The 20,178-nt window shown below is 39.6% G+C and carries 15 protein-coding genes; 10 read left to right on the forward strand and 5 right to left on the reverse strand.

Annotation, left to right across the window (positions count from 1 at the left end; genetic code table 11):
• Positions 1 to 616 precede the first annotated feature (616 nt).
• A complete protein-coding gene (locus AABB81_RS14905) occupies positions 617 to 1,810 on the reverse strand; it encodes a sensor histidine kinase (RefSeq protein WP_342161355.1) in 1,194 nt (397 codons plus the stop codon).
• A gap of 100 nt (positions 1,811 to 1,910) precedes the next feature.
• Here AABB81_RS14905 and AABB81_RS14910 point away from each other — a divergent pair, with 100 nt between their 5' ends.
• The 7 genes from AABB81_RS14910 (at position 1,911) to AABB81_RS14940 (ending at position 7,181) form a co-directional block, all read left to right on the forward strand.
• Complete coding sequence (locus tag AABB81_RS14910; RefSeq protein ID WP_342161356.1) at positions 1,911 to 2,768, forward strand: flavin reductase family protein; 858 nt, start codon at positions 1,911 to 1,913, stop codon at positions 2,766 to 2,768.
• A gap of 22 nt (positions 2,769 to 2,790) precedes the next feature.
• Positions 2,791 to 3,162: a DUF3127 domain-containing protein gene (locus tag AABB81_RS14915; protein WP_342161357.1), complete on the forward strand. Its 372-nt coding sequence runs from the start codon at positions 2,791 to 2,793 to the stop codon at positions 3,160 to 3,162.
• A gap of 70 nt (positions 3,163 to 3,232) precedes the next feature.
• Positions 3,233 to 3,868 (forward strand): leucyl/phenylalanyl-tRNA--protein transferase, encoded by a 636-nt coding sequence (gene aat / locus AABB81_RS14920; protein WP_342161358.1) that lies wholly within the window; start codon positions 3,233 to 3,235, stop codon positions 3,866 to 3,868.
• A 664-nt stretch (positions 3,869 to 4,532) separates the two neighbouring features.
• Positions 4,533 to 4,859 carry a nucleotide pyrophosphohydrolase gene (locus tag AABB81_RS14925; protein ID WP_342161359.1) on the forward strand — a complete coding sequence of 109 codons (327 nt, stop codon included), beginning with the start codon at positions 4,533 to 4,535 and terminating at the stop codon, positions 4,857 to 4,859.
• Position 4,860: 1 nt separating this feature from the next.
• Positions 4,861 to 5,097, forward strand: a complete 237-nt coding sequence (locus AABB81_RS14930) for a hypothetical protein (protein WP_342161360.1) — start codon at positions 4,861 to 4,863, stop codon at positions 5,095 to 5,097.
• A 1-nt stretch (position 5,098) separates the two neighbouring features.
• A complete protein-coding gene (locus AABB81_RS14935; RefSeq protein ID WP_342161361.1) occupies positions 5,099 to 6,307 on the forward strand; it encodes a 3-phosphoshikimate 1-carboxyvinyltransferase in 1,209 nt (402 codons plus the stop codon).
• Between the two features lie 43 nt (positions 6,308 to 6,350).
• Positions 6,351 to 7,181, forward strand: coding sequence for a mechanosensitive ion channel family protein (locus tag AABB81_RS14940; RefSeq protein WP_342161362.1), 831 nt, complete (start codon positions 6,351 to 6,353; stop codon positions 7,179 to 7,181).
• Positions 7,182 to 7,196: 15 nt separating this feature from the next.
• Here AABB81_RS14940 and AABB81_RS14945 read toward each other — a convergent pair whose 3' ends face one another.
• From AABB81_RS14945 to AABB81_RS14955, 3 genes are all read right to left on the reverse strand, one after another.
• Entirely contained in the window at positions 7,197 to 7,991 is a 795-nt protein-coding gene (locus AABB81_RS14945; RefSeq protein ID WP_342161363.1) for an SDR family NAD(P)-dependent oxidoreductase, read from the reverse strand.
• 1 nt (position 7,992) lies between these two features.
• Positions 7,993 to 9,681: a sodium:solute symporter gene (locus AABB81_RS14950; protein ID WP_342161364.1), complete on the reverse strand. Its 1,689-nt coding sequence runs from the start codon at positions 9,679 to 9,681 to the stop codon at positions 7,993 to 7,995.
• A gap of 70 nt (positions 9,682 to 9,751) precedes the next feature.
• Entirely contained in the window at positions 9,752 to 10,735 is a 984-nt protein-coding gene (locus AABB81_RS14955) for a phytanoyl-CoA dioxygenase family protein (RefSeq protein ID WP_342161365.1), read from the reverse strand.
• A 156-nt stretch (positions 10,736 to 10,891) separates the two neighbouring features.
• Here AABB81_RS14955 and AABB81_RS14960 point away from each other — a divergent pair, with 156 nt between their 5' ends.
• Positions 10,892 to 11,737, forward strand: a complete 846-nt coding sequence (locus tag AABB81_RS14960) for a helix-turn-helix transcriptional regulator (RefSeq protein ID WP_342161366.1) — start codon at positions 10,892 to 10,894, stop codon at positions 11,735 to 11,737.
• 82 nt (positions 11,738 to 11,819) lie between these two features.
• Here AABB81_RS14960 and AABB81_RS14965 read toward each other — a convergent pair whose 3' ends face one another.
• Positions 11,820 to 12,974 (reverse strand): tetratricopeptide repeat protein, encoded by a 1,155-nt coding sequence (locus AABB81_RS14965; protein ID WP_342161367.1) that lies wholly within the window; start codon positions 12,972 to 12,974, stop codon positions 11,820 to 11,822.
• Between the two features lie 291 nt (positions 12,975 to 13,265).
• Here AABB81_RS14965 and AABB81_RS14970 point away from each other — a divergent pair, with 291 nt between their 5' ends.
• Both AABB81_RS14970 and AABB81_RS14975 read left to right on the forward strand, forming a co-directional pair.
• The gene (locus tag AABB81_RS14970; RefSeq protein ID WP_342161368.1) at positions 13,266 to 15,032 is read left to right on the forward strand and encodes a cyclic nucleotide-binding domain-containing protein; all 1,767 of its coding nucleotides are present in this window, start codon (positions 13,266 to 13,268) and stop codon (positions 15,030 to 15,032) included.
• A gap of 279 nt (positions 15,033 to 15,311) precedes the next feature.
• Positions 15,312 to 20,174, forward strand: coding sequence for a S8 family serine peptidase (locus AABB81_RS14975; RefSeq protein ID WP_342161369.1), 4,863 nt, complete (start codon positions 15,312 to 15,314; stop codon positions 20,172 to 20,174).
• Positions 20,175 to 20,178 lie beyond the last annotated feature (4 nt).

Here is a 20,178-nt window from a genome sequence, read left to right on the forward strand (position 1 = left end):
TTGTCCTTTTGCCTTGATGCAAAAGAACGAAAAGATCAAGGCTGATTTTATTTTTCTATGTATCTGGCTAATAATTTTTACGCCCCCATAGCCCAAGCCGTTTCACTTCGGTGGCTATTGCTTCTCCCATGCTAAAATTATTAGGATACAAGACGAAAAATAAAATAGGCCGCCCCCTCAAATGCCACACTAATCTTTCAAACGAAAATGTTGTTTCGATCGAATCTTTTACGTCAGTGTAGTTTGAAAAGAGCGTTAAAAATTTTTGAAGCCTTGGAAAAAATTTAGCTCTTTTTAAACGGTTTTTAGGAGTTCGATAGAAAAGCCTAAAAAACACCTCGTAAAAGTTACCTCCTTTTTTTTGGTTCGTTTTTTTTGGAGGAGCAAAAAAAATTGAACAAAATGAAATTAAATATGGGTTTCGTTTTTCCAATCATCCATTTATATTTGAATTAAGGAATTTCGTGAATTTACATTTGCATCAAGGCAAAAGGACAAAAGAAAAATATTTCACGATACGTTAGTTAATAAAACAATCATGAACTCAACAAAAAAATAAAACAATTTTTTAAGAATAGAATTTTCTGGTCAAACTAACTGGAAGGAAACTTAATACTTAGTTTTCCGAAACCTTCAACTGAATCAAAAAAGTGGTCCCGACTCCAATCTCTGATTTTTTGACATAAATGCGTCCTTTATGGTAGTCGTTGATGATTCTTTTGGTAAGTGATAAGCCAAGTCCCCAGCCTCTTTTCTTTGTCGTATAGCCGGGTTCAAATATTTTTTTTTGCAAGCGTTTTGGAATACCTTTTCCGGTATCTGAAATGGTGACAATCGCATTGGAACCTTCCTGGGTGACTTTGATCTCGATCCTTCCTTTTCCCTGCATGGCGTCAATGGCATTCTTTACCAGGTTCTCAATCACCCAGCTGTAGAGCTGCAGGTTGAGATCGACATAAATGGGTTTATCGTTTTCGGTTGTGAAGAAAAATTCAATTTGTTTAAAACTTCGCGAGCGGATATAGTCAAAAGCCGTATCAGTCTCTTCAACAATATCGTGTTTGGTGAGTTTGGGTACCGATCCTATTTTAGAGAACCTGTCGGCAATTGTGTTGAGTCGCGAAACATCTTTTTCGATCTCCTTCACCGTGTCTTCTCCAACGTTTTCCATCCTCAAAAGCTCCATCCATCCCAAAAGGGAAGACAAAGGCGTTCCAATCTGATGTGCTGTTTCCTTGGCCATTCCGGCCCATAATTTATTTTGTTCGGCAATTTTATTCGATTTGAATGCCAGATAGATGATCGTTCCAAAAAGAATCAGGATCAGCAATAAGGCAAAAGGATAATACTGCAGGCGATTCAGGAGATCCGAATCACGGTAATATATTTTTTCGGTGATATCGACATTGTCCAGCTTAAAATTCACCACCAAAGGCTCGTTTTCATCCATCATGATCTGTAACTGACGACTCAGGTACAGTCGATCATCCACATCGAGTTTGGTAAATTTTTTGCTGTTATCGACTTCAAGGTTTGCCCAGCGATTGATATCCCCATTCTCAAAAGTGATGATCATGGGGATGCTGCGATTGCTTTGAATGATCTTTTCTTCCAAAGACACATCAATGTCAAGATCGGCATTGTTAAAGTTCTCATAGGCCGTAGCCAAAACTTCCATTTTGATGCGTTCTTCGTTCTTAAATTGCTTAAAAAACTGGTTAGTATTCCATAAGATGGAAGAAACAATTAAAAATGACGCCAGTATCAGCGACCATTTGATAAGAGTTTTGCTACTAGGGAGGTGATTCATTGAAAGCAAATATATAATATTCTGGAATTATAACTTAATATTCGCTCTCTTATTATGTGGAAAATAAATAATGGCTATTTTTGTTAAAAAATAAGCACAATTGTTAACAATTCATCCTTCGGATACGCCAACAGCAAAGCTGCATGGTTATCTATTGTCCACAGTAGCACCGAGACCCATTGCCCTGGCCAGCACCATTGATGCCGAAGGTAATCCGAATTTGTCTCCTTTCAGCTTTTTCAATGTCTTTAGCGCCAATCCGCCAATATTGATCTTTTCGCCTGCCAGAAGGGTTCGGGATAATACTACAAAGCATACCCTTGAAAATGCCATGGCAACGGGAGAAGTTGTTATCAATGTGGTGAGCTATGATATGGTACAGCAAACATCCCTTTCGAGTACCGAATACGGACAAGGTGTAAATGAATTTGAAAAGGCAGGGTTTTCTATGGTTTCATCCGAAAAGGTAAAGCCTTTCAGGGTAAAGGAGTCGCCGGTTCAATTTGAATGCAGGATAAAGGAAATCAAGCAACTGGGAGATCAGGGAGGTGCAGGAAATCTGATCATTTGTGAGGTGGTTTGTATGCATATTGATGAAAAAGTATTGGATGAAAAAGGGAATGTTGACCAGGTAAAACTGGATCTGGTTGCCCGTGCGGGAGGCAGTTATTACAGCCGTGCCAAAGACTCTTTTTTTGAGATCCCCAAACCCATTCTGCAAAAAGGAATTGGCATCGATCAATTACCTGAAAAAGTTAGAAACAGCGAGGTGCTGACAGGAAATGATTTGGGTCAGTTGGGAAATGTGGAAGGGCTGCCCGATCTTTCGGATGTTAATAAGTTTTTACAGGACTATCCCCGATATATGACCTCAAAAATAAATGAAAAGCATAAATTTGCTCAGGAATTCTTGAAAAAGAATGATGTAGAAAGTGCCTGGAAGGTGCTTTTAAGTTGAATAAAAAGAAGACAATTAAGAAATGGAAGTAACTGGAAAAATCAAAAAGATTGACGAAACCAAGACATTTGGTAACAACGGATTTAGAAAAAGAGAAATGGTAATCACAACAGATGAGCAATATCCTCAAATGATATTGATCGAATTTGTTCAGGATAAATGTGATCTTTTGAATAGTTTTAAAGTTGGGGAAGAAATCAAAGTAAGCATCAATCTTAGAGGAAGAGAATGGATCAATCCTGAAGGTGAGGCAAAATACTTTAATTCAATCCAGGGTTGGAGAGTGGAAAAAGTCCAGGCAGGAGCCCCGGGTGAAGTTCCACCAATGGATGCCGCCAGTTTTGAACCGGCTGCCAGTATAGATGAGAATGAACCGGACGATCTTCCTTTCTAGGGATTAACCGGTTTTATAAATATTCAAGACCATCAGTCATTAGACTGGTGGTTTTTTTTATTTTTACAGTATGGTATTATTAGGGAAAGAACTCGTATTTCCGCCTGTGGAATCTGCAAGCCCCGAGGGTATTCTTGCCTTCGGTGGCGACCTCCGTCCTGAAAGATTGATTCTTGCCTACCGATCGGGAATCTTCCCCTGGTACAATGAAGGAGAGCCTATTATCTGGTATAGCCCGGCTGAAAGAATGGTATTATTTCCGGATGAACTCCATATCTCGCACAGCATGCGAAAAGTGATGCGTGACCATGAATTTGATCTAACCTGGAACACGGCTTTTAAACAGGTTATTGATCAATGCCAGAAAAGCCCCAGAAACGATCAGCTAGGGACCTGGATCACTGAAGACATGAAAAATGCCTATATCAAGCTGCATGAACTGGGCTTTGCCAAATCTGTTGAGGTATGGAAGGGTAAAGAATTGGTGGGAGGCCTTTATGGCATAGATCTGGGACATATATTCTGTGGAGAAAGTATGTTCAGTAAAGTGAGCAATACCTCAAAACTGGCTTTTATTCATTTGGTTAAGGAGCTTCAGGAAAAAAAGTATAAGCTGATCGATTGTCAGGTGTATAACGAACATTTGGAGAGCCTTGGGGCGAGGGAAATTTCGAGGAAGGAGTTTGTGAGGATGCTTAAGGCTTAAGTGTTAAGGACTAAGGCTTAAGTGAGAAGTGAGAAGTGAGAAGTGAGAGGGGAGAAGGGATTGGAGATTTTAGAATGAAGATTGAAGATTTTTGAAGCTGGTTGAATTTCGAATATTGAACAAGGAACTTCAAATTTCGAACTGATTCTATTTAACCAAAATTTTACTTTGACCGAATCTTTTACGTCAGTGTAGTTTTAAAGCAGAATTAATAATTAAATGGTAGCACTGCACCCAGCAATAATGAACGAAGCAACGGAAGTGCTTTCACGCTGAAAGCGGGAAAAGGCATGTAGTTGCGGGAGAGAATGGTGCGCAGCAACTGCGAAGCATATCACGAATACTTAATCCAATAGAAAAGGGATGAGTAATTGCCTTGTGCAGTGAAGGCGGTTTTTGGTTCTTTTTGGCGCGTCAAAAAAGAACAAATAATACTATTTTACGAATCTTTATTCTTAAACAAACACATTATCCATCAGGGCAGAAGAAGAAAGAATATAATATCATAGAATTTTAAGGTAAACCATATCAGGGAAGCACAAAAATCTGAAATCTGAAATCTCCAATCTGAAATCCAAAATCTTCAATCTAAAATCTTCAATCTGAAATCTAAAATCTCCAATCTCCAATCAAAAAACTATATTTGTTGCTGTAAACACTAGTTATGGACATAAAGAATGCTCAATTGGAAGTTGATCAGTGGATCAAACAGCACGGCGTAAGGTATTTTAATGAATTGACCAATATGGCGCAGCTTACTGAGGAGGTTGGCGAAGTGGCCCGTATCATTGCCAGGCGCTATGGCGAACAAAGCGAGAAAGAGAGCGATAAGAACAAAGACCTGGGCGAAGAATTGGCGGATGTGCTATTTGTATTGCTGTGTTTGGCGAATCAAACCGGAATAGACCTGCAGGACTCTTTTGACAAAAAGCTTGACCTGAAAACAAAAAGGGACCATGACAGGCATCACAGTAACAAAAAACTAAAATAGCATGAAAAAGAGTTTTAAAGACTGGTCCTTTGTACAAACTTTTTTAGTCATCGCCCTAATATTTCTCGTCATTGTAATTCTTCTTGAATTTTTATATGGCCTTACACGGGTGTCATTTGACGAAGCATTGGCCGGGTTGACCAATCCAAAATACCTCATTCGTAAACTGGCCGGATCAGCGATCTATGCCTTGATCATGACTTTTTATTTTAAACGAAAGCGAAAAAAAACTGCATAAATTGATCAAAAAACTAGCACATCATACAGGGCGTATAGCGGGAAAAGTAAATATTTCAGGTTCAAAAAGTGAATCTAACCGCTTGCTTATTTTACAAAGTGCATTTCCAAACCTGAGTCTGAAAAATTTATCAAATTCGGATGATACCAGGTATTTGGCCAAAGCTTTAAAAGGAAATGAGAAGCTTGTCGACATCAGTCACGCAGGTACTGCCATGCGATTCTTGACTGCCTTTTTTGCGGCCCAACAAGAAAGGGAAGTGATTCTTACAGGCTCGCAAAGAATGCAGAATCGACCGATCAGCATCCTTGTGGATGCCTTACGCTCTTTAGGAGCGGATATCAGTTATGAAAAAAAAGAAGGCTATCCGCCGCTAAAAATAAGGGGGAAGAAAATTGACGAAACAAGGGTTCGCATTCAGGGCAATGTAAGCAGTCAGTATATTTCAGCCTTGTTATTAATGGCACCCGGCTTGCCTCATGGATTGGAAATTGAACTAACGGGCAAGGTAACTTCGGTTCCCTATATCAAAATGACGCTGGCTTTGCTCGGTGATATTGGCGTTGCTTATTCATGGGAAGATAATTTGATCACTATAGCGCCCAAGCCGCAAATTCAGGACCGTGTGATTACAGTGGAATCCGATTGGAGTTCAGCTTCGTATTTTTACAGTCTTGTGGCCCTTAGTGAAGCGGGAAAAGTAACCTTGAGCTCCTATAAAAAGAATAGTTTGCAGGGGGACAGTTCTTTGGTCGATATTTACAAACATTTTGGGGTAAGGACCTATTTTGAAAATGACAGTATCACCCTGGAAAAGGAAAAGACCCAGCTCCTTCCGCTGGAACTGGACCTCAGTGACTCCCCGGATCTTGCCCAAACCATAGCAGTAAGCTGTTTTGGCCTGGGAATTGCATGTGACCTGACGGGTTTACATACCCTGAAAATAAAGGAAACAGATCGTTTAGTAGCCTTGCAACAGGAATTGGAAAAATTGGGTGCGGATATCAGCGTGACCGAAAAGAGCTTACATCTTAAAGCAGGATCGTCGATCAATAAGGATATACTGATTAAAACCTACGATGATCATAGGATGGCCATGGCTTTTGCTCCTTTGGCACTTAAGGTTCCAATTCAGATTGATGATGCCGAAGTAGTAAGCAAGTCATATACTGACTTTTGGGCCGATTTTGAATCGGTATTGGTTGATTAACGAATTGACTTGTGTGTTATCAAAATAAATAAAAACGAGTTTTATGGAAAGCATTCAGAAATTTTTAGAATTTGAACTACTTCACATAGGTACCTATGTGATTTCAGTGTTTACCATTGTAAGAATAGTGATAATCATCCTCACTGCTGCCATTTTACTATGGGTCATCAAAAAGACCCTGATGAGAAAACAAGTGGTCAAAAAATTTGATACAGGTACTGCTTATGCCATTTATCAGATCATCAAGTATTTTATTTGGGTGATCGCTTTTGGATTAATTCTTGAGAGTATTGGAATCCGTGTAACTGTTTTGATTGCAGGTTCGGCGGCGTTACTGGTGGGTGTTGGTTTGGGCTTACAGCAAACTTTTAACGACGTTATTTCGGGAGTTATCCTACTATCAGAAAGATCCATTAAAATAGATGATATCCTTGAGATTGACGGGGATATTGTAAAGATACAGGACATCGGTCTCAGAACGTCCAAAGGATTAAACCGCGATCAGATTTCCATTATTATCCCTAATTCTCTGATCACGACCAATAAAGTGATCAATTGGAGCCATCAGACCAGGCACAATCGCTTTAGAATAAATGTAGGTGTTGCATACGGGTCTGATGTTGACCTGGTATCAGAAGTGCTTAAAAGCAGTGCTTTGGAAAACAAAAACGTAGATCAAATAGACGGGGTTGAGGTGCAGTTGTTGGATTTTGCTGATTCCTCCCTCAATTTTCAGTTGTTGTTTTACAGTGATGAAATTTTTAGAATAGAAAGGATCAAAAGCGACATCAGAAAGGTCATTGCAAGAAAATTTAAGGAGAACAACATCGTGATTCCGTTCCCTCAAAGAGATCTGCATATCAAAAAGGACTAAACCTTGTTGGTAAAATCACAATATACCCGGCACAGAACCTCCATCGACTTTAATGGCAGCTCCGTTTGTGGCAGCACTCAAGGGGCTGGCTAAAAAAAGTGCCATATCTGCTATTTCTTTGGGTTGGGCGAAGCGCTGAAGAAGACTGGTTGTTCTGGTTTGTTTAAAAAATTCCATGGCCACTTCCTTCTCTGTTTTGTTTTCCAATCTCGCCCTGTCGCTTAAAAATTTAACCGCGCCTTCGGTTAAAGTAGATCCAGGAATCAGTGAATTCACGGTGACTTTAGTGCCTTTGGTGGTTTGGGCCAGGCCCCTCGATAGTGTCAACAACGCGGCTTTTGTGGCACTGTAGGCAATGAGGTCTTCAGGAACCAGTTGGGCACATTCACTCGAAACAAAGAGAATTCTACCCCAGTTTTTGTCAAGCATTTTAGGCAAAAAATATCTTGATAATTTCACGGCGCTCATCACATTGACCCGGAACATTTCCAACCAGTCCGAATCGCTTGTTTCCTCAAAACTTTTAGAGGCAAAAATCCCTACATTATTAACGAGAATATCGACACGGTCAAGCTGCTGTTTGATTTGATCGATTGCTTTAGGATCATTAAAATCAGCGACAATTCCCGAAACCGAAGCCGTGGATACAGATTGCTTTAACTTTGAAATGGCTGCCCTTAATCTGTCGCCACTTCTGCCGTTAATGACTACTTCGGCACCTTCGTCCAAAAACCCCTGGGCCATGGCAAAACCTATGCCAGACGTCGAACCTGAAATAAATACCTTTTTATGCTTAAGTTGTAATTCCATATTAATTGATTATTCCCAAGGGGCTGAATACGATCCAGAGCAGCAAAACACAGGCAATTAGAATTAGCGTGAGTACTGTATCGGTAGACCATTTGAATTTAACATTCAATTCATTTTTACTAAAAGTCACCAGTTTTAGGAGTTCTTCTTTTTTAGGAGTTCCCCATTTGCTAAAAAGCATGAGTACCAAAACGCTAAAAATAAATAAAAAGATAGCATAATGCAGAAAGTTGATGTCGAGCATCAATTGCAATAAACTGCCTGATTTAATTTCCAGGAGGCCTTCCTTGCTCATATATTCGGTAAACAGGCGTAGCATCCCCAGGGCAAACCCAGACCATAAAGCGATGATGGCACCTCTGGCATTGATCCATTTAAAAAACAGCCCAAAAAGAAAAACAGCAGCGATAGGCGGTGAGATATAGGCCTGTACACTTTGCAAGTAATGGAACAGTCCTCCGCCCATTAGGGTTTTCATAAAAGGAATCCATATAAAACTGGCGATTACCAAAATAAGCGTTGCCACTTGACCTACCCAGACAAGTTCTTTTTCACTGGCGCCAGGCTTATATTGTTTGTAAAAATCAAAAGTGATCAAAGTCGAAGAAGAATTAAAGGCCGAAGACAGGGAACTCATCAGGGCAGCAAGTAATCCTGAAATAGCCAGGCCTTTCAGACCAATCGGTAAAAAGTTATTGATCATGGCAGGTAAGGCATGATCGGGATTTTCAAGCGAAAAGCTGAGCATTCCTTTCTGAGCCAATGCATAGGCTATGACTCCCGGGATAAAAAATATAAAGACAGGAAGCAGTTTCAGGAAGCCTGCAAAAAGGGAACCTTTTCGGGCATTACTGATGTCTTTAGCCGATAAGGTACGTTGCACGATAAACTGATCGGTACACCAATACCAGACCCCTAAAATCGGAGCGCCAAAAAGCATGCCTGTCCAAGGATAGGAGCTGTCGTCAGCCGGTCTCCATAAATTAAAGAAACTTTCTACCGGAGGATTTTCAGGCTTGGTTGCCGCCTGGGCAATGGTATCAAGCATGGAATCCCAGCCTCCTATCTGCATCAAACCAAAATAGGTTACGGCGCCCGTTCCTGCCAAGAGAATAAAGGTCTGGATCATATCGGTATAGATGACTGCCTTTAGGCCCCCAAGCACGGTATAGAAACCTGTGGCCACTATGGTGATGATGGCTCCGGTCCAAAAGGAAATGCCCATGGTCTCAAAAACCAGGGCACCGGCAAAGATGATCAGTGAGATCTTGGTAATGACATAGGCAAGAATTGAAACTACCGAGAGATAATTCCTGCATGCTTTGGAATATCTGATTTCGAGAAATTCGGGCATGGTATACACACCCGATCTAAGGTAGAAGGGTACAAATACCCAGCCTAAGAGTATCAACATAAGGGCAGCGATGATCTCAAAATTAGCCTGAGGCATTTCGGCCCTGGCCCCTGCACCCGAGACGCCGATGATGATCTCAGAACCTATATTTGAGGCGAACAAGGAGGCGCCGATAACGAACCAGCCGGCACTTTTACCTGCCAGAAAATAGTCCTTGGAATCCCTCTCGCCTTTATTTTTACCACTTCCCCTGGATACCCACCAGGCGATCCATAATATAAGAGCAAAATAAAGGAGAATGATGCCCAGATCAACAAAGTGCAGGTTTCCCAACATGAATGAGGTTTTAAAAGTTTGGTTCAGTGTATGTTAAAGTAAATGTAGGAATTATTTATGAATTTATCTCCTACCAGTTTTTCAGTCCCAGCAACTTTTCACCTAATTCATTTAATTCAGCACGCTCGTATTTTAGCTGTTCAAAATTCCTTGGATCACCCGGGAAAGCGTAACCACTGGGTGCAATTCTGTTTTTCCAGGAATTGATTCGCCATTGTCTTAATTCCTCATTTTCTTCCTCTGCGGGCATCATAGAAATATACTGAGCGATTCTCACCTTGTCTTTTGAGTGATTTGGCCTGATCCCGTGTGGTTCTGTACTGTTAAAGATTAATAGATCTCCGGCATTGAGTTTCACTTTAACGATGTGTTCTTGCAAATTGCTTACATCGGGTTTAAAATGATCCCTGTCTTCGGGCTGGCTGAGTTTCCAGCTGTCATAATTTCTATACAACCATGGAATACATTGAAAACCACCCATTTCTTCGTCATTCTGATCAGCGAGGGCCAAAACGCCCTGAACATTTTGAGGCTTGGTTTCGGGATCATAATCCCAATGAATAAATCCTTTGTATTCATACCCCGGCCTGATTGGAAAGTTCAGGTTGGCGCGATCTATCGTGACCCAAAGTTTATCGGTACCCCAGATATCGGTAAAGGCCTCATAAACTCTTTGATTTTGCCTGTTGTTCCAAAGTGCCTGATTGTTGTATACCTCTACCATCCCTGTTCCGGCAAGTTCTTTCATTTCAATCTCGGCCCGTGGAGCCTCATACCAGGTGTCAGGATCATTTTTATCTTTTTCTTCAAATTCCCAGAGAAAATCAGCAGTTTGCGTGGCTTGCTCTTTTGAAACGGCATTTCTGATGATTACATAACCGTTTTCAAGCCAGAATTCCCAGTCCGCCTCAGAAAGTACTTTAAGGGGCCTGCCATTTGAACGGTCATTTAATTTTTGAACACTGCTTGTAGCGGTAGATGGATTGCCTGGAATCTCTTTGTGATTTTGATTAGGGCTCTCCCTTTCATTGATTTTTTCGTTTTGATACTGCATAAGTCATCCTTTTTAAGTTTCACATCATCGTTAATATGTCAAAGATATACTCAGATAATTTATATGGCTACGCCTATAATGATTCTAATTTGAACTATATTAACATTTTTAGTAGAATGAATATTGATATTAGTGAATAATGTTTAAATTACGGTTATGAAAACCGAATTGGAACATATTAATCCTGAAAAGGGAAGTTCGATTAGCCTTATGGTAAACCCGGATTTAAGCGATTTTTTCTTTTGGCACTTCCATCCCGAATACGAATTGGTTTTTATCGAAGGTGCCGACGGGAACCGGCATGTAGGAAATCATATTTCCCGATTCAAGGGCAGCGATCTGGTGTTGATTGGATCTTACATTCCCCATCTGAATTTTGACTATGGTATCAAAACACCCTATGAAAAGATCGTTGTCCATATACAACCTGAATTTTTAAAAACAGCTTTTACCACGACACCGGAACTTTTTCCAATTCATGAACTCATGATGCTATCCAGACATGGAATCGCATTTGGAGAAGAGACCAAGACTCGTATTGGTGAGAGGTTAAAAAAACTGAACGGGCTAAACAGGTTTGAACAGTTTTTAGACTTGCTAGACATACTTCATATCCTGGCGGAGGCAGATGATAAAATCATATTACACCCTGAGCCGGTCAAAAATCAATTTAATACCAAGGACAAAGATCGCTTGGATAAAATTCATGCCTTTATCGACGAGCATTACCAAAGAAAGATTGATATAGATGAAGTCGCTGATCTAAGCCATTTATCCAAGCCTGCGTTCTGCCGTTATTTTAAGAAGATGACCCGGCTTACTTTTACGCAATTCGTGAACCATTACCGTATTGATAAATCAAAAAAACTTTTGCTTTCCGGAAAGAATGTTACAGAAACTTGTTATTCGAGTGGGTTTGAGAGTTTGTCTTATTTTAACCGGACCTTTAAAAAGATCACTGGAATGAACCCCATTTCTTTTCGCTCAAGGTATCAAACCTGAGGGTATGGGAAGTGAGGTGATCAGCTCCCATCGCCTCGGAGCTGATCACCTCACCTCCGAGGCGATGAGAGTTCTAAATCAATCAATAGTTCCTGTAAAAGGCTAGCAACCTGCTGTGCAGTTGTTGATGTATAGGTTTTGTAAATTCAACGAATAGTTGTTGCGGCGGGGCAGGGTTGATCATTTTGTTGTTACAGATGGCAACCTGTTCATTGGTAAGGGCGCGTTGATCGCCGTTGTACTGACCCCATTCGTGGAACCATACAAACTCGCCGGGAAAATCCTGATACACTAAATCCTTGTCATCCATGCCATTTTTGGTAATAGACAGATTTACAAGCCCTCTGGAGATTACCTCCATTCTAAAGAGGGCTACTTCAGCATTTACACTTCCGATTACTTCTTTTTTTCGCCCGCTGTCGAGCGTGATTTCACCGACTACGACACTGTCTCGTTCCATTTTTTCTATACGTTCTTTGGTGTGTGTTTCGCCAACAATAAAATCCTCAAAATTCACTTCAAGTATTTGATCGGGGTTTTGAAGGTTGTTTTTTGCGGCTTGTTCGGGCGTATAGAAACGGATAAACTCGTTATTTTCTATTTGCTTTAAGGTATTTTCAACCTGCCTGTAAAAAACATCGGCACTTATTTCGTAGGTTCTGGATTGTACAGGCTTTAGATTGGCTACCACATGTAAAATGGATCTGTGGTATGCTTCATCTATTTTTTCGCCTACGTTTTTATACCCGGGAATAAACTTATCCGCCTCCAGAAAATAGTAATAGGCCTTTTTCGCATTTTCTCTGTTGCCCATTGACAATTGATACATTCCGGCATCATATTGCTCTTCGGCGGCGTCGGGTTTAATTTTATCCAGTGTTTTATAATATTTTTTAGGATTGCTGATCACCTGTTTTGCTCCCGGCGAACGTTGAATGCTTTCATACATTTTATTCAGCCTCTGATAAGTATACACGGCTTTTGAAAACTTAAAATCAATATTTGCCTGATCTTCATTTTCCAGCTTATCCATCAAGGTATTAATCGCTTGAGGATATGCATTTGCCAGTGTTTCGCGTGCTGTCTTGTTATTAGGGCTTTTGCGCAGTTTTTCAACCGAACGCATCACTGAATCGTAATAATTTCCTTTTTCATATTGACTTTTTGCAGTAGTACAAGCGACTGTAACTGCGATCAAAAAGATCAGCATGCCCAATATATTCTTTAAAGACTTCATCTTTTCTATATTTAAAATAGGTTCATTTTACTAATGTCAACTTTTTAGATAACGAAAAGGATGTTCATATATTGAATAGCGGAAAAAAAATTCCATAAAATATTGGTTTACTAATTTTTAGGAAAATATTTTATGACAAAAGTCATAAAAAGGGAAAATTACTTTTTATAATTTTAAAAAGCTGATTGTCGGCTTGTTCTAAGTGTTATCATTGTATAATATTTACCCTGTAATTTGATGTTGAAATTCATTTCAGTTCTCCAGGGATTTTAATCTATTAAACTCTCCTCTATGGCCAGTGGATCGAAAATGGAATTTGAGCTTGTAAATGGATCAAGTATTGCCGTTATCGGTGGAGGGCCTGCAGGGAGTTTTTTTACATATTACGCTTTGGATTTTGCCAGCCGTCTTGATCTGGATATCCGGATAGATGTGTATGAGGCAAAGAATTTCTCCAAAGTCGGATCAGGGGGTTGTAATCATTGCGGAGGGATTATTTCTGAATCTTTGGTTCAAAAGTTATCCACCGACGGGGTTATCATACCTTCTGAGATCGTCCAAAAGACCATTAATTCATATACGTTACATGTTGAACAGGGTGATGCCATTATTCACACCCCAAGTAACGAGCATCGCATCGCTTCAGTGTTCAGGGGATGCGGGCCTAAAGGTTGCACAGATACTTCCAAAAGAGGTTTCGATCATTTTTTGTTGGGGCTTTGCGAAAAAAAAGGTGCCAATGTAATCAGGGAAAAGGTGTCAGCCCTTGAAAGGATGGAAGACGGAATCATTGTGAAATCCAGAAATTCTGAAAATAAAAAATATGATCTGGTTGTCGGAGGTGTAGGCCTTGGCAAACAGGCTTTGACTATGTTCAAAAAAATCTGCCCTGAATTTATTCCGCCTAAAGTCACCAAGGCCTATATCAGTGAATTCTTTTTGAAAAAGGACGAGGTCAGCAGTCATATTGGAGAGTCGATGCATGTATTCTTGTTGGATTTACCCCAAATAACCTTTGGAGCCTTGATCCCGAAAGAGAACTATGTGACCCTGGTTTTATTGGGTAAGGATGTGGACCAGGATGTAGTTGAAAAATTTATTTCCAGCGATCAGGTAAAGGGTCTTTTCCCCAAAGGCATAGTGTTGAAAGATACTGCACCATGTAAGTGTTATCCTCAAATCAATATAAAACATGCCCTGCATCCCTATGATGACAGGGTTGTGCTCATTGGAGATTCAGCTTCCTCCAAACTGTATAAAAATGGCATTGGAGCAGCTTATATTACCGGAAGGGCCGCGGCAAAAACAGCTATTTTTAAAGGAGTTAGTAAAAAAAGTTTCAAAAAATTCTATGCGCCTGTTTGTCGTGACCTGGATGTAGACAACCTGGTTGGAAAATTTATTTTTCTTGTTACCAGGGTCATTCAAAAATCTTCTTTTTTGAAAAAAGGATTGCTGCATCTTGTCATGAAAGAACAAGCAAGCAAAAACAGTAAACGATTGATGAGTACTGCCCTGTGGGATACGTTTACAGGAAGTGCCGGCTATAGGAATATACTTCGGCGCTTTTTAAATCCTGTGCTGCTTTTCAATTACCTAAGAAGCATATCTTCGTCAACCTTGACTTTCCGCCAGTCAAAACATGAAATGCATCAAAAAGCAATTGGACATTTGTATAAAAATGGAGAAGTGATCATAAAACAGGGAACAACAGGTGACTGTCTTTTTGTGATCCAGGAAGGAAAAGTTGAAGTCATCTTTGAAAAAGAGCAAGGTGAAGTTAAGATCGCCGAATTGGGCAAAACTGAATTTTTTGGGGAAATGGGCCTGTTTGAAAAAGATGTTCGCTCATGCACAGTAAGGGCTTTGGGAGATGCGATGGTTTTAACTGTAGACAAAAAGAATTTTTATAAATCGATTCAGGAGGATGCTTCACTGGCATACAGACTTTTAGAAAAAATGTCGAACAGGTTAAGAGAGGCTAATATGAAGGCTTACAGCAGAAACCTGGATCAGGATAGTGAGGTCTTCCTTGAGAAGGAAAAGGAGCTACAGTGAGGATTGGTTACAATTGATAACAGTATCGTTATTCTTATCAAGCCAGTCTTCCTGATTGATTACAAATAAAGGATTATCAATTCATTTAAAGAATGAATGTGCGATCCGTTTGAACGGTTAGAAAATTAAAAGCAGGGTTTGGGATAACTAAATCGTGATTTCGTCCTATATGACTTTGAACGCTGCTTTTTATTTTCTTTATTGTATCTTGATTATTGGTACAAATGATTTAACATACATAAATATTTTTGCTATTAATGACCTAAATCCCCCTCAAAAATGACAAATTACTACTCATTACTTAAAAGCAGAGCAATTTCCTGTGGTAGTATGTTTTCAAATTACCCCCTGGCTCTTTTGAATAAGAATTGGATTTTTACCTTCCTTCTTTTATCATGTTTTACTTTTTCGGGATATGCCCAAAAAGATAAAGACATCAAACCTGTTCTTTATTGCGTGAAGGATCTTGGAAACGGATTGTATCAGGCAAGTTTTAGCTATGAAAACCCCACCAATAAGGAAGTTGTCATCGATGAGAATGGAAGTATCATCAAGTCGAATAATGGAAAAAAAGTAGCAAAAGGCTTAAATAAATTTAAACCTGGGGCTCATGACAAGGTCTTTACAAAAGAATTTGGCCCGAATGATTATGTTGAGTGGACCATAAACAGTAACGGCAACTCCCATACCGTCACGGCAAACGCAAATTCTGCAAAAAAATGCGAACCTGATGACGGATTTATTTTCCCGGTGATAGGAAATGGAAAGTCATTTGATATTATTGGCCAGGAACTTACATCACTCTGTGAAGGAATTGCAGGGGAAGCACCATCGCCTTTTATTTTTCAACTGGATAATGACGGCAAGGTGCTTGTTGAAATCATACCGACTGAAGGCGAGTTTGATACTGTCATTGATTTATTGGTAGATGGAATTACTCCAAATTGTTCTACGATTCCTTCTCCCTTTAGTATAGACAAAAAAGATTTTTTATTGTACAATGACGACCCAAATACAACTCTAAAAGATGATTTGGCTGGCTTAACAGCAATTGATGTATTTATGGCCAAGAACGTATTATGTTATTTAAACGATTATTCATGCGTGATAAACTTTGCAAGACCCGTATATCCGGCCTTTAATAATTCTGGATTGGCACTTTCTCAGGGTGATGCCGCTCAGACCTCCGATATGGTCCGCGAGTCCTTCAGAATGATCAACAGTGAAGGAGAGATTGTTCCGGTAGATGGAGCCGGTATTAAAGTAGGAGTTATGTCAAATAGTTATGACAAACAACCTGCCACCGAACAACTCTCAAAGGCCTCTGTTGATGTGCAAATTAATGGTGACCTTCCAGGGACAGGCAACAAGTACGGATATACAACTGTTGTAGATGTAAAGAAAGAGAGTTCAAATGATAATGAATCTGATGAAGGAAGAGCTATGTTGCACATTTTACACGATGTGGCTCCTGGGGCAGAATTGGCGTTTCACACAGCCACTGCCTCTCCTCGTGAATTCGAGAATGGTTTTAACAGCTTAGCCACTGACTGCGATATCATTGTTGATGATATCACTTTCATTACAGAACCTTTTTTCGGGACAGGTCGTATTTCGAAAGCAATTCAAACTTTTGTCGGCAATCCGGGAAAATTTCATTTTACCTCAGCAGGAAATTTTGCCAACAAAGGTTATGATAGCAGATTCAATGCTTCTTTAACTGCACCTCTTACCAATTTTACTTTTTCAGAAAGTGAAACCAAAGCCCATGTTTTTGGAATTAACCCTGACGGATCTGAAGACTATCTGCAGAAAATAAGCGTGGAGCCCGGAACGTATTTAATTGCCTTGCAATGGAAAGAAGGAGTGGCTTCACAGGTAAATAGTGAAGGCGCGCTTCAAGATTTAGATATTTATATTGTTGATGATTTTGGCCGATTGCTTGTTGGGAATAACAGGGTCAATGATGAAGGAGACCCAACCGAAGTTATTGTTTTCCGGGCCACCGGAACAGGAACGGCCAATATATTAATAACCAGTGCGAATGGCGCTACTAATGTGCCTTTTAGATATATTGCTTTTCGAACTATGTCAGATGATTTTCAACCTGATGGACTTAAATTTGATCAATATTTTGGAAATGGAGCATCTACTGTAAGTGGTCATGCTATGACACCTGAATCGATAACGGTAGGAGCCGTCGATTTCAATGAAGCTGAGAACCCGGTTGCAGAAGTTTTTTCTTCTTTTGGCGGACCACTTTCGGATGGGTCATATAATGAAATTGATTTAGCTGCGCCGGATAGAGGGAATACCAATGTTGGGTCTATCGGATCAGACCTTGAAGGCGATGGCTATCCAAACTTCATAGGAACTTCAGCTTCAGCTCCTCATGCTGCGGGTGCCGTTGCATTGCTAATGTCTGCATTACCAAACTGGTATCCGGATGGATTAGATTATGTTACCGGATCATCTAAGAACAATCTGTTGTCTGATGAGTCATTTAAAGTCTTACAATTGTTTAAAGAAACGGCTTCATTATCGGGCGCTAATGATCCTTTACTTGGGTCCGGATTGATCAATGCGAATAAAGCATTTAAGAGAATTGCTGCACAAACTGCAAGAATCAATTACCTGACAATTTTGCCAAACCCGGATGGTAGCGACCCTGATCCGGGAGCAAAGCCGGTCACAGTGAGTATAATTGGAGAGTTTTTCCCGGATACACCTATTGTTAAATTTGACGGAGAGCCAATAGTTATTGTTGAGATTATCGAAAATGAAGATGGCACGACAGAAATCAAAGCTGAAGTTCCTGAATTCACTGGAAACCCTGATCTCGTTGTTTACACAGAACCATTGAATGACGGACTTGCAGGGGGAGGTGATTCTAATCCTAAAAAATTATTGCCGGATGGCACTATTGCTTTAAATATCATTGCGAATGATGTTGCCATTGAATACGGGCAGGAAATAATTTATGGATATACTGTTGAAGGGCTGCCGGTAGATGAGAATGGAGAATTAGTATCCTTTGAGTCATTATGGGATGACCCGTCTGAAGTACCGCTTGTTCAGTTTACCCCTCAGGTCACAGAATTGACATATCTTGACGTAAATAATTATGCCATCACACCTACTTTTGAATCACCCCTGACAGATGAGCAAAAAGCCAGATTTAAAATCAAATTTATAAACGGCGAATTAGCTGTTTCCAAAAAAGATCTGACAATTGTCCCTGATGATGAGACCTATACTTACGGACAACCAATTAATATTAAACTCAACTATGTGTTTAATACAGAAGGATTAGCTGATGAGTTGGATTTTTATCAACTCATTGAAAACAAACATCAATTAGATTTTTATTCATCTGAAACCGTATCAGCAGGAAATAGTTACCTGTTATTTAATGAATTCAGAGCCTTGATAAATGAATTCAGGGCACTTATAAATGATTATAACATAGAAGCTTTCTTAGAAGGCACGAGTTGGTTGACAACGGAGAAAACAATAGAAAATGAATTCAGGGCACTTATAAATGGTGTTGGGGTTATAGGGCTGGACAGAGACCATTTCACCAATTATTTGGATTCCCCGGAAGGAGGAATAAATAATGAATTCAGGCCTTTAATAAATGAATTCAGGGCATTAATAAATACTGCAGACTTATTTTATGGAGTAGTTTATCTGGAAAATGAATTCAGACCCCTTATTAATGAATTCAGGCCTTTAATAAATGAATTCAGGCCATTGATAAATGATGGCTCACCAGAACCTCAAACTAATAATACGTCATTTTCAATTGTTCATGTAGAGGATGGTCCGACAGATGATGAACCGGAACGTGAGCTTTCAGACCTTTATTCTTCAAACTTGATTACAGGGATAGATGTTTATGAAGAAAGCCATTATATTTTTCCGGGTACGGTCCTCAATGAAATAGAAGCTAATTTCAATATTAACTATGCTTCCGGAAGATTGACCATTGAGCCCGCAGTTTTGTCTGTAATGACTGATAATTTCAATATTTCGTATGGCGAGACACTAACGGTAGAAAATTTGGTGCAACATACAGTTTTTGACGGTTGGGTTTATGAAGAAGACATATGGACAGTTTTTCCCGATGATGAGGTTCCCTATGAATTTGTTAAGGATGATGTCACTTATCAGTTGAGTGAGCTAAATGTACTGGAACCCGGTAACTATGAAATTAAAATTAAGGATCTCAAGAACTACAATGTTCAATATACAGAGAATCACGGATTTTTAACGATTATTCCGGCCACATTGCATGTAGCGATAACACCTGATAACCTGACCATTACACAAGGTGATATTCCACAATTTTCGACTTCTATTACAGGTTACGCCAACGAAGATGGGGAAAATGACGTTTTTCCCGATGGAATTCATTATTATTACATTGGTATGGATAAAGATAACTTTGAAATTCATGACACCAGCGTTCCCGGATCTTATATCGTAAAAATTAAAGATCCTGCTTCTGAAAATTACCAGATAGTATATGATAGTGAAAATCTTGTATTCATTAACTCGATTGATGCTATAAGGAAAATAAGAACATATGCAGATTGCGTGAGTTATGATCCTGATCATGAAAGTGGTTTAGACTATAAGGTAATTTATCGTTATGAAAACGACAATAGTGATGCTGTTTATGTTCTTACAGGCCCCGACAATAAACTAACCGGTGGGTCGTTTGCAGGTGAATTGCCAATCCTCTTTATGCCGGGCAGTGGAACTTTTGAAATTCGATTTGATGGAAATCAACTAACATGGAGTCTTACAACCAACGGAAGTACAAACAATAGTTCGGTCTCGTCATTAAATAATGATGGAACGGGTGAATGCGATGCTAAAATTGATAACTCCTATGAGATTTACCCAAATCCACTGATGGATCCATATTTATTGACAATTAAGCAAAATACACCTGAAGAAGCCCAGATATATGTTTTAAATCTTTATGGAATTATGGTAACGGAGGCCTTGAGCTTTGATGGAATTAATCTTGAAATGAATATTGATTTGTCGTCTGAATTAATACACCCCGGTATGTATTTTATAAAAATAAGCAGTGCTTCAGGAACAAAAACATACACGATTTTAAAAGAATAAAAAT

Origin of the sequence: Lutimonas vermicola (genome assembly GCF_038433205.1) — a bacterium.
Taxonomy (GTDB): Bacteria; Bacteroidota; Bacteroidia; order Flavobacteriales; family Flavobacteriaceae; genus Lutimonas; species Lutimonas vermicola.